Annotated in this window: 11 protein-coding genes and 1 tRNA gene; 3 read left to right on the forward strand and 9 right to left on the reverse strand. The window is 33.9% G+C overall.

What is annotated here, in order from left to right; translation table 11 throughout:
• Positions 1-189: 189 nt before the first annotated feature.
• Positions 190-1,410, reverse strand: a complete 1,221-nt coding sequence (locus tag BT999_RS08420) for a hypothetical protein (protein WP_072697348.1) — start codon at positions 1,408-1,410, stop codon at positions 190-192.
• 217 nt (positions 1,411-1,627) lie between these two features.
• Positions 1,628-3,115, reverse strand: coding sequence for a Do family serine endopeptidase (locus BT999_RS08425; protein ID WP_072697349.1), 1,488 nt, complete (start codon positions 3,113-3,115; stop codon positions 1,628-1,630).
• 282 nt (positions 3,116-3,397) lie between these two features.
• Here BT999_RS08425 and BT999_RS08430 point away from each other — a divergent pair, with 282 nt between their 5' ends.
• Complete coding sequence (locus BT999_RS08430; RefSeq protein ID WP_072697350.1) at positions 3,398-4,015, forward strand: tetratricopeptide repeat protein; 618 nt, start codon at positions 3,398-3,400, stop codon at positions 4,013-4,015.
• A gap of 34 nt (positions 4,016-4,049) precedes the next feature.
• A complete protein-coding gene (locus tag BT999_RS08435) occupies positions 4,050-8,282 on the forward strand; it encodes a 7TM-DISM domain-containing protein (RefSeq protein ID WP_072697351.1) in 4,233 nt (1,410 codons plus the stop codon).
• A 75-nt stretch (positions 8,283-8,357) separates the two neighbouring features.
• Here BT999_RS08435 and BT999_RS08440 read toward each other — a convergent pair whose 3' ends face one another.
• The 7 genes from BT999_RS08440 to ileS form a co-directional block, all read right to left on the reverse strand.
• Positions 8,358-9,407, reverse strand: coding sequence for a glycosyltransferase (locus tag BT999_RS08440; protein WP_072697352.1), 1,050 nt, complete (start codon positions 9,405-9,407; stop codon positions 8,358-8,360).
• A 33-nt stretch (positions 9,408-9,440) separates the two neighbouring features.
• Complete coding sequence (locus BT999_RS08445; RefSeq protein ID WP_072697353.1) at positions 9,441-10,427, reverse strand: ATP-grasp fold amidoligase family protein; 987 nt, start codon at positions 10,425-10,427, stop codon at positions 9,441-9,443.
• Positions 10,428-10,431: 4 nt separating this feature from the next.
• Positions 10,432-11,397, reverse strand: a complete 966-nt coding sequence (locus BT999_RS08450) for a glycosyltransferase family 8 protein (RefSeq protein WP_072697354.1) — start codon at positions 11,395-11,397, stop codon at positions 10,432-10,434.
• A gap of 24 nt (positions 11,398-11,421) precedes the next feature.
• Positions 11,422-12,387: a hypothetical protein gene (locus BT999_RS08455; protein WP_143145520.1), complete on the reverse strand. Its 966-nt coding sequence runs from the start codon at positions 12,385-12,387 to the stop codon at positions 11,422-11,424.
• Positions 12,388-12,504: 117 nt separating this feature from the next.
• The gene (locus BT999_RS08460) at positions 12,505-13,533 is read right to left on the reverse strand and encodes a glycosyltransferase family 2 protein (protein ID WP_072697356.1); all 1,029 of its coding nucleotides are present in this window, start codon (positions 13,531-13,533) and stop codon (positions 12,505-12,507) included.
• On the reverse strand, positions 13,523-14,020 hold the full coding sequence (gene lspA / locus BT999_RS08465) for a signal peptidase II (RefSeq protein ID WP_084650661.1): 498 nt from the start codon (positions 14,018-14,020) through the stop codon (positions 13,523-13,525). The genes BT999_RS08460 and lspA overlap by 11 nt, the downstream gene beginning before the upstream one ends.
• A 56-nt stretch (positions 14,021-14,076) precedes the next feature.
• Positions 14,077-16,911: an isoleucine--tRNA ligase gene (ileS, locus tag BT999_RS08470; RefSeq protein WP_072697358.1), complete on the reverse strand. Its 2,835-nt coding sequence runs from the start codon at positions 16,909-16,911 to the stop codon at positions 14,077-14,079.
• A 355-nt stretch (positions 16,912-17,266) separates the two neighbouring features.
• On the opposite strand from ileS, the gene BT999_RS08475 reads away from it, so the two are divergent.
• Positions 17,267-17,359 (forward strand) — tRNA-Ser (locus BT999_RS08475).
• Positions 17,360-17,437 lie beyond the last annotated feature (78 nt).

The following is a 17,437-nucleotide window of genomic DNA, read 5'->3' on the forward strand; positions in this document are numbered from 1 at the left end:
ACCTATTTGCATCTTAAAAAAATCTAATCTTTAAAATATACTCTAATAATTTGATAACAAAGAACATTTTTGAAATTCGCACCAACGCCGAACTCGTTCTTCGTCAGTGCGAGAAATGCTTCTATGTGTTTTATCAAAAAACGTCAAGCACTTTTTTAAGATTTTTTTATTTTTTTTGAGAAAAATGTTTTATTTTGGAAGGTGGTACATCATCACAGCCAAGCTAACCAACCGATTTCTATCACCATTAAGATGAAAAGTATAGTTATGCCAAGTTTCATCATGAGTGTTCAAAAATTGAATATAATTTGGATGCTCAGCAATCACGCTATCAGCAGTTTCTAAAACAGAAGTGAAATCTTGGTTAGGCACAAACATAATTACTGCGGCTTTAGAGTCTCGCCATGTTAGGTAATTTAAGAGTTGTGAAATTGTATCTAAAAATGTTTTTTTACCTCTCCAAAATTTACACTCTGCAATAAAAACATTAGAGCTTTCATATCTCAGTAAGATGTCTGTTTTCCCCGTGCTATTAAAGGTCTCTCCTGTCGCTGAACCTTGAAAATTAGGTCCAAGCATCATTAAAAAATGATCCCTAAGGTGTTCCTCTTCTTTACCAACATAGAGACTTGGCAAGCGTTCAAACTCCTTACCCATATCATGTATTAACTTGAGAATTTCATTGTATGTATCTTTATCTAAACAAGGCTCTGGAGTAAGAATCGCTTCAGTAACTTGGGGTCTATTGACAGAAATTTTTTTTCTTTTTTCAGGTGTAGGTACTGAAAAAGTCTGTGGTACATTAGCTGATTTTTTAATAGGCACACCAAGAGAAGCTAATGTGTTACTATCTTTCAGAAGTCTTTGTTTTCTGCTATCAAATGCACTTTTTATTTGAGATTCAATGTTTGAGTTATACCACTCCACATCTTTTTTTACATATTCAAGTTGGTTAGTTATGCTTTGAATCTTCGAATCTTTTTCCCTTGATATTGCTTGAACATCATCCTGAAAATTAATTATCTCAAACGTAAACTCATTATTGATAACCTCTACATTTATATACCAATCAATCCAGCTACTTGGTTTACATCTCAACAAATTTTTGTCACCACTGAATGGAACATAAAACTTGAATACAGTTTTCTTATAACTTTTACCAAGCTCAACATGAAAATTATAAGGATAGTCTTCTGCTGGTATCATCTTCTCTGATGATGACACCGTAATTTGATCTGTATGAATTTCTAATGGATCAATTTTAGCTCGGTCTAACATGTGCTTAACATAATCTAACTCATTAACATTCAGAATGTAGTCTTTAGTTTCATCTTCAATAGACTTAAGAATTGAAGCTCTGTTACTATTAAGGTATTCACTAAGTTCAATTTCATAAAATATCTTCGCCATACTGTAACGTACTCCAACCTTTTACGTTTTATTAATCAAAAAATTCAACACACATTCTCTCTTAAACTAAGTTCCCTAACAACATTGTCAACCATTCTATAGACAAATCACAACAGAATATACGCTTTCATATAAACAAAAAATAAGACTGTCATGTAACAAATACACAACAGTCTTATCTTTAATATGAATACTAAGTTAATCGATTTTATACTATCTATTTTTTACCTGATAAATCAAGAGTTACAAAGAATTTTTGACCACGACGCATCATCTGTAACATAACAGCACCACGTTCTTTACCTACTCCGTTAATAATCTTAACAAAATCATTTGTATTCAGCACAGGTTTTAAGGCAGCGGTTAAAATTACATCTCCGGGTTTAATCCCCGCTTTATCGGCTTCTTTATCCGGTTCAACCGCGGTAATAAGTAATCCGCCTTCAATATCTGTTATTCTTAAACGACGCATGTCGTCTTTATTAAGGCTTCGCAACTGGATACCCAAATTGAAATCGTCTTGGTTATCAGGGGTAGACCCTTCTTCATAGACTTTTGCACCATCTTTGTCTAAGTTGCGTTCAGCCAAGGTAACAACAAAGTTTTTGGTTTCACCATTACGAATAACTTTAAGCTCTACTTTATTACCCGGCTTTTTATTGGCAATTTCTTGTAACAAGTCATCAGCACTTGTAATATCCTTGTTATCTACGCCGACAACCACGTCGCCAGCCATCAAGCCTGCTTTATCGGCTGGTTCTTTTGGCATAACTCCGCCAAGCAAAGCACCTTGGTCATTTTGAAGACCCAACGCTTTTGCCATTTTTTCGTCAATAGGTTGAATTTGAACACCAATCCAACCACGGCTTACTTTTTTATGATTTTTTAACTCATCAATAATTTTGTTAGCCATATTACTTGGAATAGCAAAGCCTATGCCCTGCCCTTGAGCAACAATTGCGGTATTAATTCCGATTACTTCTCCGTCCATGTTTAACAAAGGACCACCGGAGTTACCCGGGTTAATAGAAGCATCAGTCTGTAAAAAACTATCAAAAGCACCGGCTTGAATATCTCTGCCTTTTGCACTGATAATTCCGGCAGTAACCGAATGATCTAAGCCAAAGGGGTTTCCTATAGCAATAACCCATTCTCCGACTTCAAGCTTATCGGAATCACCAAACTTTAAAAAAGGCAAAGAGTCTTTTACTTCGATTTTGATTAAAGCAAGATCAGTTTCAGGGTCTGCTCCCACAAGTTTAGCCTTATAACTTTTATTTTTATTTGTATCTGAACTTAAATTTACATTAATAACATCAGCACCTTCAACAACATGGTTATTGGTTACAATAAAACCGTCTGATGAAATTATAAAACCGGAGCCTAATGAACCACTACGTCTTGAACGGCGACCATCTTCTTCACCCTGAGAACCGCCATTAGGTCCAAAGGGAGAGTTGAAAAATTCTTCAAACAAGTCTCCGTTAGGCATTCCTCTAAACATATTTGGTGGCATGTTTCTTTTTTGGTCCTTAACGGTTTTCTCTGTACTTATATTAACAACAGCATCACCTGATTTCTTTGCTAATTCTCTAAAATCAGGCAGGTTAGCAGCATTTACATCAGTAACAGTATAGTAATTTAACAAACAAAAAGAAAACAAAAGCAAGAAAAATCCGGTACCAATTCGTTTTTTTAAAATCATTCTCTACTCCTTAAAAAAGAAAGTTATTATATTATTTTTATTATCGTTTTACATCAACACAAGAGCCGTTTTCAATATTGCGACTTTGATATTAAGCTTTTTTTATTAATATCTCTTTGTTTAGATAATTACAACTATCACAAAGTAAAGTCTTCTGTTCAGAAAAAATAATCATTATTTACCTTTTCCTTAATAAATATAGATTATCTTGCTTGCCTTTCGATTAAAACATGGCTAATTATAGCTTTAGGACAAACATACGGAGACAACACGGAGACAACAATGTTAAATAATGCAGAACTTATAAAAATCGGACAAGATGTCGTAAGCGGTAAATATATATTAAAAACTACTTGTTTTATTTTGGCTTTTGTTACTTTTTTGGTGGGCTTGTTTATTGGATTTACGGTCAGTAATATCACAACACGCAAACAAGAAGCCACAATACAACAAAGCAAAGTAGATAATACCAATCAAAAACAACAAGATATTATTTTGTTTAAACTTGAAGAAGCAGCAAGACAAACTCCTGAAATACCTCTTGTTTGGGTTCAACTCGGAAACTTCTATTATGATAACAAACAACCAAGCAAAGCAATTAAAGCTTATGAAAAAGTTTTGGCTATAACTCCGAATAATACTGACGTTTTGGTTGATATGGGAACAATGTATAAAGAGCTTGGCAACTTTAATAAGGCTATAGAATATTTTGATAAAGCTATTTCTGTTGACCCTAAACATCAAAATGCTTTCTTTAATAAAGGTATTGTGTTATATTATGATTTAAACAAAAAAGACGAAGCCATAAAGGTCTGGAACAAATTATTACGTATAAAACCTGATGCAAGAGTCGGTGATAATGTTCCTCTTAAAGAATTTATTCAAACAATGTCCAAATAATAAAAATAATAAACTTGTTTAAATGAGGCAATAAATGCTAACAACCTGTTTTTTTGATACTTTAAAAATAACCAATAAATTAAAAACTTATAAACTACAAAAGAAAACAAGCGTTCTTTTAATAGTTATTTGTTCTCTTTTGTTAAATTTAAGTTTTTTTAAACCGCTACAGAGTGCTGATGTTCGTCAAGGAACCATGCCTCTTGTTACGGATCAAATTCAAACAGAAAGTGCTTTAACGCCTTATTTAAGCTATTTTTTTGATCAGAGTGGCTTACTTGGTTTATCTGATATTTCAACGTCTAAATATCAAGGACGCTTTCTACAACTCTCAGAAGGCGTGCCTTTTAACTCTACGGGTGTATTTTGGTTGCGTTTAACTTTACTTTCTTCTACGCCTGAAAATCAGACAAACCTTGGAGTAAACTTAGGACCTAATTTACCCGAAGATAAAGGAACTGTTTTTACTCCGCAAATTAATGACAACATTTTGGGAAGTTCATCAGTTAGTTGGAAAAAATTGGAGTTTGAAGGAAGCCCTACTTTCAACTTACCTTTAGCCGGAATAGATCCAACAACCGTCTATATCAGACTTGAAGGCGTTACAAACCCATGGTTTTCTCCGACTGTTTATCCTGCAAACATTGGAGACAACAATAACTCTCTGTTTCAATTAATTTTATTGGGTATTGTATTATTCTCTGCCCTCATCGCATTTACACGCAGTATTTTACAAAGAAGTACTGAAAAAGTTTGGGTTGGTTTTTATGCCATACTATTGTTTATTAATATTTATATGCCGACAATTCCAACCACAACCGGAACCCTCAGCATTTACTCTATCCCCTTTGTAATAGCTCCCGGTTTAGCTTTGCTGATATTGGCTCATATAAATATCATACGCATTAACACCCCAATTAACGCACCGTTTAGCCACTTTTTCTTTAAACTTTTTACATGGATAGGTGCGATTATTGCCCTCTTGCCGCTTATTCCCGGCTTGGCTTGGACAACTAACTATCTAAGTTTTTGGTCTGTGTTAATATTGCCAATATTCTTTTTTGCTTTAATTTGCACCTTGAACAAAATTAAATATTCGGCAACCAGTTTACTCGCCTTATTTCCACCATTTATTACTGTTTTATTAAGCCTTTACTTCCTTTATGAGTTACAATCAGCCCCAAGCTGGAGTGCTTACCTGCCTGCTCTGGGGACGGCTCTTGGCGTTTTAATTTTATCTATTATCTCAAATGCCAATCATGCCGAACAAAATGGGCAAGGAGGGCAAGACGAAAAAGAATATTCTAAAATAACTAATGAAGAATTTAGCAACGATGAAATTAATACCGAAGAGTTGGATAATGCTTACCGCTTAAATTTCAACAATTCCCCAACCATAGAAAAAAACAATGCTCTTTCCATACAAGACAATCATATTCCACAAGAAAATCAACCCCAAGAAAATTTAGAATTAACTTCTAATTCACAAATTAATTTTTCTGATTTTAACAAAGAAGATTTTTTAAATCGTATTCCAAACGAATATAAACCATATCTTAACACAGAAGAAACAGCCCCTATTGTGCAAACAACTAACCAAGAACCAAGCGAAAACCTTGGTTCAACAACAATGCCGGCTCTTTCTCTCGGTGGCGGATTTGACTTAAACAATTTGGGCGACAATATACTTGAAGAACTTCAACAAATTAAACAAAAAACCGAAGCTCCAACAACACCTGTTGAACCTAATAACGTTTATACGAGTCAACCTCAAACAACAGATTTTCCCAATTCAACCCCATCTATACAAACAGAAGCAAATCAAATTCCTCAACCAACTGCAACACTAAGTAACTTTCCCACAATAGAAGAAAAACAAGAAGAACAAGTTGTTCTAAATGAATTTATTCCCCCCAAAATAGATACTCAAATTGATATTCCAACGCACAATCAAACCGATGATATAAACCGATTTCAAAACAATATCACCCAAGAAACACAAAAACCCATTAGAGTAATTAAGTTAGTAGAAGACTTCGACGAACCGCTTGCTCCTCTTTTGCAAACTGAATATCAAAAAGAAATTCCGACTATTCAGCTTAAAGATCCTATCGATTTTGAAGAAAACCTTTGTTTACAACCCAAAGAAAATATAAACTTAGACCAAGGTCAGATAACACAAACTGTTCCCTCTGTACCATCTCAAACAGTAGAAGCTTTATATACCTCTATTAACGAGTTGTTGCGTAACCTTATTGCCTTATCAACACATTCCCAGACTCCTTCCACACAACCTTATATTGATTCTGCTTTAAAAAACAGTCAAGACTTGTTGAAAATCGCTGAAAGCTTGGGAGTTAAAGTAGAAGAAACGTATCCGGAAAAGACACCTGTTACAATCGAAAATATCACACCGGACACAGCTTACGAGTTTGAAGATTCCACCACTTCACTTCAAGAAACAACAGAGTTTCCTGATTTAAACAAAGCAAACTTGCTTGAAACCTCAAATATTCAACTTAAAGAAACAACAGAAAACGAAACAACAGAACACGAAACAACAGAAAACAACAAAAAAGAAAACGAAGAAGAATATAAGGTTTTTGATATATATAAATTACTTAGCGAGATACACAAAGAGTTTTTACCTTTGGCTCAAAATAAATCGTTAGGTCTTTCTTGGTTCGCGTCTCCTCGCTTACATCATCGCTTTGCAGGAGATGGAGACAAACTAAAACAAATACTCGCCGACCTTTTAGAAGCTTCTCTCTCTGCCTCAACAGGTGGAAATGTTCAGTTATCAGCAAGACTGGCTCCAATTGGCAATGATCCGGGCTTTATTACTTTTACCATTAATGATACCAGACCTTTTAATAGCCGCTATGATCAATCAGACAATCAGGCTGAATTAAACGCAATCAAATTTGCCCACGCTCTGGGAGGAACATTTAATACCACAACCAACCAACATAATGGAACTGCCGTAACTTTTAACGCTCACTTCACACCGATTACGGATAATCACAAAAAAACACAAACAGATCAAGTTGTGCCAAATGTGTCCCCAACCCAAAATCAAAGTGAAATAGCCCCAAGAGTAATTCAAGAAATAAACACAATAAAAAATAACCAATCATTACCAACCCAAGAAGATACCGTATTAATTATTGATATGGCAAGCGGTTCAAGAAAAACTATTGCCAAAATTCTTGGTCAACACAATATAAAAAATATAGAAGCAAGATTTATCGGTGATGCCGTAAATATTTGCAACGAAACAATCCCCACACTTATTATATTAAATGCAGACTTGCCTGAGTCTGATATTAAACATTTCATTTCCGAAATAAATATCGGCAGAGAAATTCCCGTTCTTGCTTTGGCGATCAACCAAGAACAAAAGCAACGTCTTGAAGCTATGGGGTGCCAAGGTGTTGTTTTAAAACCGCTGAATGAAATCGCCCTAACAGAGGCTGTTTTCAAACTGACTCCCAATCTTTTTCCTCAAGGCTTCCAATTAGAAATAAACAAAGAAACAACCGAAGAAAGTGAAAAAGAAATTAGAGTTAACACCACGCAAGAGATTGACAACACAACAAAACTATCAAAACCAAGAATACTAAGTGCCTCTATCAAAGTGAGCAGTATCCCCGCAAATTCAACCCCAACTACAACTACTTCACCAGCTGAACCAATTAGAGTTCAATCTCAAGTGCCTGAAACAGCCACCAAAAACCAATCAGAACAAAGCAAATCTGAACAATCAGAAGGCTTAACCTTGCTTAATTCTATGCTCGAAAATGCTTTTACTCCTGACAAAGACTCGAGCGTTGCCTTAAATTCCCTACCGGTAACAGAAATACGCCAGGCTTTTACAAAAGAACAAGAAACACAAAACTTACGTTTAATACAAATTCCCGGACTTGAACAAGAAGGAATAGAACCAGAATTAATCCCATTATTACCCGGTTTTATTACGGATATTCAAGAAGCACTATCAGACGCAGCCGACGCAAAAGACAATGGTAGCAGTATTGACGTGCAAGAATCTGTCATGCGTATCGCAGGTAAAGCACAAAGCTTTGGCTTAAACAAACTTGAAGGAATAGCCGCTTGTGTAAGCCGTGCCGCAGCCGCCGACGATCTTGAAGCGGTTGGAGATTTAATGCTTGAACTTGAAAACACAACTAACAAGTATATCGAAGCATTAGCTTCTTTATACCAAACCAAACACGCTCAACAAAATAAAGAAGAGACAACCCTTTAAAATTATGCGTCAAAGCTTTAGTCGTAATTCGGCAAGCATCTAAAATTATTATTTATAACAAACACCTAAAACTTATTAAAGACTCACTCTCTTTAATAAGCTTTCTAGTTCTATAACCTGCTTATCCAGATTGCAATGTTCAAAACACGCTTTATATGCCTGTTTTTTAACTTTAATAAGTTCTGCATCAGCTAATAACAAAGCCTTTTCAATCTCTTTGCGAAAATCATTTTCATCAGCCTCATAAGGCAAAACCCAAGGTAAAAGCTCACTAGATAAAACCTCTTTTACACCGCCAACATCACGCACAATAGGCAATAATCCACTCGCAAGAGCTTCTAGCAAAGTATTTGGCAAGCCTTCAACCAAAGAAGCCAAAAGAAATATATCCGCCTCTTTCAACAAAGCTTTTACATTTGTAACAAAACCATGCCAAACGATTTTATCGGCAATGCCCAATGTTTCAGCCAGTTTTTTTAAATATTCTTCCGAGTGCCCCGTGCCTACAACATGCAACTTATAAGGCAAATCAATCATAGCCAAAGCTCGCAATAAAGTATCATGCCCTTTATCGGCGTTAAGCTGTTGAGTTGTAATAAGAACTCTCGGTTTGTGAGCTATAATATTCACCTCTTCAGCCTTTTTACCATTAAGAACAACCGCTGTTTTATCTTCAACAACGTAGGGTAAGCTTTTTAAAAATCCTTGCTTAATAAACTCACAAGGAGATAAAAATAAAGGCTTAATGAAGCTGTGTAGTAATTTCGTTTTATGTCGATACGGAATATCATTAGGTAAACCAATACGTTGTATTACGGGAATATTTAACAAACGAGCCGCAACTCCGGCAGTGGATAAATCTTTACCAACATTTACAACCACAACATCGACTTTATGCTTTTTAAATTGCTTATAAAAATAATAAATAGAAAAAGGGCTTAAATCTGATCCAAATTTTACTTTAATACCATGCCCAACACGTTTTTGAGCCACATCAACAAACTGCTCCTGACGACCATAAATAAAGACTTTATGCCCTCTGGCAACAAGCTGTTCAGCGAAATCAATCGTCCAAGTTTTAACCCCACCCCATTTGCGAGTTGAGTTTATAAAAGCAATGTGCATCAAGTATCGTTCCTGTATAACTCTAAAATAACATTATATATTTTTGTCTGCTGTAATATCTAAATGAATCAAATCGCCTAATTTATTATCCCAACTATCGGGAGTAAAAGCTGCCATTCCATTATCTGAAAAAAAGGTAAATTCACTAAAAATTACTTTATCACCCACTTCAAAAAAGTCTACTCTGACAAAATATTTAAACGGAGCAGCCAGCTTTTCGGCAAGCTCTAACATTTTAGCTAAGTTTTTAGGTTTTGATACATTTTTATCATTATTAGGAAAGTTTTGTTTTAAATCTAACTTATTCCAATCTAAATCATAATAATTAATAGTTTCTTCTTTAGTTTTATCATCAAAAACAGCTTGGATTAAATAAGGCTTTGAAGAAAAATTAAATATTTTATAACAAGTTAGATTTTCAGCTAATTCACCAACATATTTTTCACAAATAATTTTAGGTTCAATATTTTTATAACCAGATTCAAAAGAAAAAAAGTAATGATTTGACTCTGGTTTAAGCCATTTACTTAGTTTTTCCTTAATTTTGTCAATATCCATTTTTGATTTATCACGCACAATAATATTTTGCCCGCTACCCCAGTTTACCTTTAAAACAAACTCATTTGGTAGTTTATCAAAGTCTATTTCATCAGGCTTATCCCAAACCGCAAGAGTTGGAACAATATATTCTTCACCAATTATATTTTTTATATAATCTTTTACTTTATATTTATCACCACAAACAGACATTAACGGATTATCATAATATAACTTTATATATTGTAATTTTTCATTAAATGTTTTTGGGGCATCAAAGCTTGGAGTATATCCAGCGGATAACTCAAATTGTTTAGTTAAAATATATTTTTTATCTTCAATAGAAATATCAGGATCAAACCTTTTAGCATATTTTTTTTCAAATTCATGATCTACAATTCTTTTTGTGCGTGAAAATATTTTAATACCACAAAAATATACTTTCAGTTTATTTTTTTTTCTTATAACTTCTATAAATTTCATTTTGTTATCTCTTATTTTTTGTTTTCCAAATTGGTAAAAAACCCAAAAGATAATACTTACCTTTTTTGATTTTTAACAAGGTTATTTTGTTAAACAGCTTATATTTTTTATTAATTCCGTTTATTGATTTTCGAGATGGTATTTCATTTCTAAAAGGAGTTTTTAAAAGATATTGAAGCCACTCATGAGCTAAAAATAAATCATAAAAACGCCAAGGTTTTTCACCTGTCCAATGAAAAACAGTAGGGTTTTCATAAGCCTCTTTTAGTTCTTTTAAAGGATAAAAAACTGCCGCTTTACCATCTTTTAAAAATGATAAGCAAGATTGACAAACATTAAATCGACAAGGTAAAAAACTTACTTTTCCGTAGCATACTTTATTTAAAATGTGTTGATCAACTGAACCATGATATGCACCAATTAAATTTTGCCACTGTTTATCAATGGAATCTTTGCGAATTGCATCTAAATTCATTAATAACACACCGGCATTAATATAAGAGTCTAAACTTGGAATATCCAATTGTTGTTTTATGCGTTCATAATGATCAAAATAGTTAATAAAAGCAGAAACACCCGCCAAATAATTATCCTTTAAATCAAAATCATAGAGTTCAGATAAATCAGCCCTCACTATAACGTCAGTATCCAGATAAATAATTTTTGACAGTTCCGGCAATAAAGAAGTCAATGCCATTTTATATAAAGATGGCGTAGTTACATATTTATGAGTTTTTTTGACATTTTCAAACTGTCCCGACATATCAATAATATTTATTGAACAATCTGAATAGCTTGATTCAATAAACTTCAACTTATCTTTATTTTCAGCAGTAACATCTTTCGAACATAAAACATAAAAATCATAAAAAGTATCTTGATTTTTTGTTTCTAAAGCAGAAATAATAACAGTCGCAAGAGCGAATATCAAATTATTATCACTGGCTAAAGCTATTGGTATTTTTTTCATATATAAAACCTTTTTATAAATATCTTAAGAAATATCTTTTATCATAGCCCAAAACTGTTTAGCAATATTTTCATGACTGATTTTTTCTTTAATCTCTTTCATAATAGAAAGTGCATAATTCCAGTCTTTACTACCAAAATCATCAGTTGCTTTAGCTAAATATTCTAAAACAACTGATTCTGTAATATCTTCATGAATAAGATAAGGGTAATCGTTACCTAAGTAAAGAGCCGCATCACCATCATCTTTATGCACAAGGATATTAGAGTTTGCCCACGCCGCAGTAAAACCTTTGGTAAAAGGTTTAAAAACAAGCTTTTCCATTGGTGGTCTTAGGGCATAATGAAAATTTGCCAAAGGTATTTTATCCATCCAATTTAAAGTAATTTTACTATTATGATCTGTATACACAATTGTTAGTAAATCACGCAAAGAATTATACATCAAAAGATTTTCATGTGCACCAAAATAGTAAGGAGAAAACGAAAACAACGGTTCTATTTTATCAGGTAGCCGAATATCAGCACAATGTTCTATAAAAAAAATCATACATCTATTAGACAATGTATTATAATAATTATATGCCTTGTGTGAGCAGCAAATAATTCCATCGACATAATGCAATAAGTTTAAGTCAAACACACCATCAATAACATCTATTAAAATAATGTTCTGATTTTTTTTCAAAGTAGAAAGTAATTTTTCATTGTTTATTGCCATTCTATCAATAATAACAATAGAGTTTTTTACTGTCCAACTGCTACTAACAATAATATTATAGCTATCATGTTTATACTTAGATATTATTTTTGCCTGCATAAATGAACGCATCAAGGCAGAAGAAAAAATAGTTTGTGATAAATATTCAAAAATATTAGAACTAAAGTCAATATCTCTATATTCTTTTCCAAAGATTTTTTGATACCAAAGATTATATGGCTCCTTACTTAAATTAAATGTAAGTGGTGCCAGATTCGTGATAAACTTCAAACGCTTATCATGTCTATTGCGTCTAGTATGAAAAAGAAAAACTATATTTTTAACATTCATCATATTCCTTGTAATGCTCTTTTTCAAATCATTACACGATGTTATTTAATATATTTATTATGCCAATTTCCTACGTTTCTTATATAATAAAAAACGTCTACGAAAAACAACCAGATATACATACTTATATTCTTTGCTCTTCACTTTATATAAAGAAAAAATTTGTTCTCTACTTTCTTGTGCATGTTTTTTTATTATATGCTCTTGCATCTCTTTATCTTCCAACAATTCGATACACTTTTTACTAATAAAAAGACTACGCAAGGCATCTTCAAATAATACGTTACTCACCCGATCTTTCATCATCTTTACAAATTTTTTAGGGGCTTTTTTATCCGAAAAATATCTTTCAAACACTTGAGCTATTAACTTTATTTGTCTTTCGCTGTTTTTATGTATATTATTATCATGGCTACGATAATACATACCAAAGTCATCTGTAATTCTAAATGTCAACTCAGGGTGTTGTTTCATATATAGAAAACATTTTGTTCTCAGCACGATATCATCACCCAATAAGTCTTCGTCAAATCCTCCAACAGCATTAACAATACTTTTTCTAAATAAAGCATTTTGTATATAAAAAGACCCTATATTTTCATGTTCACAACTTAATAAGTCTTCTGCTGTTTTTATTGAGTCATCAAGATAAGTAAATACATTTTTATCAAATACATTTCCATCATCATCTATATTGTAATTTCTTTTTGACGCTACAAAAACGATATTATCATTTTGCTCCATCAGGTCTATTTTAGACTGAATGGTTTCTTCGGTTAGCATGTCATCACAAGATATAAATAAAATATATTTACCGGAAGCATTATCAAGTAGCCTATTAAAATTCTTACTCACACTACCGGTATTTTTTTGCAGAAGAACTTTCATGGGGAAAGGACTTTGCTCTTTTAAGTCTGTTAATATTTTTGCACTATTATCAGGCGAACCATCATCAAGAGCTATAATCTCTATGTTTTTATAACTTTGTTCCCATATACTGGTAATATTTTGCTTAATAAACTTACTATGATTATAAGATAAACAACAAACAGAACATAAAGGTTGATCATTACTATTAACTATCACGTTTCTTCCTCCTCACGGTATCTTCTTTAAACATCGCAATAAAGGCTAAAAAAGCCCCTATACAAATGGCAATATCAGCGACGTTAAAGGCGGGAAAGTGCCAATTATTATAATAAAAGTCTAAAAAATCAATAACTTCTCCATGAAGTAGGCGATCAATCAAGTTTCCTAAAGCACCACCCAAAATAAGCCCAAGAGCAGTAAACAACAGATATTCTTTAGGTCTAGCCAGTTTAGCAATAAATAAAATCACTAAAGATGAAACCACACTCACAATAGAAAAAAACGTAACCTGCCAGGTTGTATCAGGATTATTTAAAAAACCAAAGGCCGCTCCACGATTACGCACATGTACCAAATCAAAAAAACCATTGATTATTGTAACGCTATCACCAATAGCAAAAACAGTATTCGTAACCCATTTTGTCCACTGATCCAAAGCAATCACAATAACACTAATTATACAAATAAGCAGGTAGCGGTTCAAGATTATATCCTTTCACGAGGCAGGTATTTATTAATTAAACAAACAATATTAAAAACCTAGCTAATTAAAACAGCAGTACAACGAGGACAAATAGTCGGATGTTCCGGGTTTGTCCCAAGCTCTTCGCTATAAATCCAACAACGAGCACATTTTTCGCCTTTGGCTTTTTCTACTTTGATTGCGACTTCTTCAATTTCACAAGTAAGAGCATCACTCGGGGCTTTTTTAATATCTTCAAGTATGAGCTGAGAAACTATAAATATTGGTCTTAGCTCCGTACCTAAACTCTCAAACATTTTACGCTGTTTATCACCAAGATATAAAGTAACTCTAGTATCTAAAGCATGCCCAACAACGCCTTCTCTGCGAATATGTTCAATCGCTTTAGTAACTTCGTTACGCACAGCCACTAACAAACCAAAAGCCTTTTCTTGTTCAGCATTTAAGCTACAAGTAATCGGTTCATTTTGTCCAATTCCTAAAACACTTTCGCTTTGTGGTTTTAAGTCGCTTGGTAAATTGCGGAATACTTCTTCGGCAGTAAAACTTAAAATCGGTGCCATATTGCGTAAAAGCAACATAAGAATATGCCACAAGGCTGTTTGAGCGGAACGACGCTCTTTGCTGTCTTTTGCGGAAGAATATAAACGGTCTTTTAATATATCTAAATAAAAAGCAGAGAGTTCAGTTGTGCAAAGATTATGTAAGGTATGGAAAACTTTATGGAATTCAAACTCCACATAAGCGTCTTGCATTTTTTTATGAGCATCGGAAACTAAAGAAAGAGCATAAAAATCTAGCGGATCAAGTTCATTTAAAGGAATAGCATCACTCGCCTTAAAGTCGCCTAAATTTCCCAAGAAATAACGACAAGTATTTCTTAATCTACGATAAGCATCAACTAAACGTCCTAAAATTTCATCAGAAATACGCACATCTTCACGATAATCAACAGACGAAACCCAAATACGCAATATTTCAGCACCATATTTATCAATAATTTCTTGTGGTGCAACAACGTTGCCGATAGATTTTGACATTTTACGCCCTTCTCCATCAACAACATAACCATGCGTTAAAACAGCTTTATAAGGCGGAACGCCACGAGTGCCAACTGAAGCGAGTAAAGAACTATGAAACCAGCCTCTATGTTGGTCTGAACCTTCTAAATATAAATCAGCGGGGAAACGACACTCTTCACGCCCTTCTAAAACCGCCGCAAAGCTTGTGCCTGAATCAAACCAAACGTCAAGAATATCTGTCTCTCTACGCCAAGTTGTACCCTTACAATGCTCACAAACAAGCCCCTCAGGAACAATATCTTTAATATCGGCTTCAAACCAATAATCACAACCTGTCGCATGTTTAGCATAACGATCAGCAATATCTTTTGCCCATTTAGCATCATGCCAAGCCTCACCACAGCTTTCACAAAGCAAGGCGGTAATCGGAACACCCCAAGTACGCTGACGAGAAATACACCAATCTGGTCTATTTTCAATCATAGAATAAATACGCTCTTCGCCCCAAGCAGGAATCCAATTAACATTATCACGAATAGCTTTTAGTGCGTTTTTGCGTAAGTCATTTTTTTCCATGCTGATAAACCATTGAGTCGTCGCACGAAAAATTACAGGTTCTTTACAACGCCAACAATGCGGGTAAGAATGGCTAATTTTAGCTTCAGCCAATAAATTTCCTACTTCTTTAAGCTTTTCAATTACCTTAGGATTCGCTTCAAAGACGGTTAAACCAGCAAAACATTCTACTTCCGGAGCAAAACGCCCCTCGTGGTTCATCGGGGAATAAATCTCTAAGCCATATTTTAAACCAACGTCATAGTCTTCACGTCCATGACCGGGGGCGGTATGAACACAACCGGAACCGGCTTCTAAAGTAACGTGTTCTCCTAAAATAAGCGGAGAGGTTCTATTATAAAATGGATGAGTGGCTTTTAAACCTTCGAGTTTATCACCGGTGGTAATGGCAATAACCTTATAATCATTCCAACCAAAAGACTTTGCACAACTTTCTACTAATTCATTAGCAAGAATATAAAAAGCATTCTCATGTTCAACAAGTGCATATTCAAAATTAGGGTGCAAAGAAATCGCCATGTTATCAGGCAAGGTCCAAGGCGTTGTAGTCCAAATAACCACATAAGTCTTATCTAGCTTCGCCTGTGGAAAAATTTCATTTAATTTAGGGTCGGTTATAGGAAAACGCACAAAAATTGAAGATGATTTATGGTCATAATATTCAACTTCTGCTTCGGCTAAGGCGGTATGACAAGAACAGCACCAATGAATAGGTTTTTTACTACGAACAACCGAGCCTTTTTCCATAAAATCACTTAGAACACGAGAAGTCGAAGCCTCGTATTCCGGCTGCATAGTCATATAAGGTTTATCCCAAACCCCTAAAACGCCAAGACGTTTAAATTCTTTACGCTGAATATCAACATACTTTTCAGCATAAGAACGACAGCATTTTCTAACCACATGAGCGGGCAAAGTTTTTTTCTTTTCGCCTAGTTCATGTTCTACTTTTAGTTCGATAGGTAAGCCATGACAATCCCAACCGGGAACATATTGAGCCTTAAAGCCATCTAAAGCTTTTGATTTAACAATAATATCTTTTAATATTTTATTTAAAGCTGTTCCGAGGTGAATATGACCATTCGCATAAGGAGGTCCATCATGCAAAACATAATCGCCTTTTCTGCCACCTGATTTAACCATTAAGTCATAAACCTTAATTTGTTCCCAATATTTTAACATTTCAGGTTCTTTTTCTTTTAAATTTGCCTTCATAGGAAAAGAAGTATCCGGAAGATTAAGGGTGCTTTTATAACTGTTTTGGTCTTTATCTTTTTTGTCTTGAGAACACATAGTCGTAGCTCCAACTTTATATAAATATTAAAAAAATAAACATAAATTTAAACATAGATACTTGATTGAATTAAGCCATAAAGTCAAGGTTATAAAATTATTTTTTTATATCATAGAGTTACAATAGTTTTTTGGAAGGTTTTAATGCTGTGAAATGAGATAAAATCTTACTAACTCAATAAAGAGAGTTAAAAACCCTTGTTGCAACCCAATAAAAAACTATTCTGTCTAAACTTCACATAAATTATATAACAACAAGGCTCTTGCCCGGTTAAGGTTAAAATACTAAAAATAAAAAAAATCATTGACGAAATTCCAAGCAAAGTACAAAACAAATTTAACACTTCCACAAAACGGAGAAGTAGCGAAGTGGCCGTAACGCGCCCGACTCGAAATCGGGTTATCGGTTTACCCCGATACGTGGGTTCAAATCCCACCTTCTCCGCCAACTATAAGATTTAATAAAAATTATAAAGAGTCATAACGAAAGATTAACCAAGTAAACGCCTATCTTTTAAGAGCAAGA

Source organism: Desulfovibrio litoralis DSM 11393 (assembly GCF_900143255.1).
GTDB classification, from domain to species: Bacteria; Desulfobacterota; Desulfovibrionia; order Desulfovibrionales; family Desulfovibrionaceae; genus Frigididesulfovibrio_A; species Frigididesulfovibrio_A litoralis.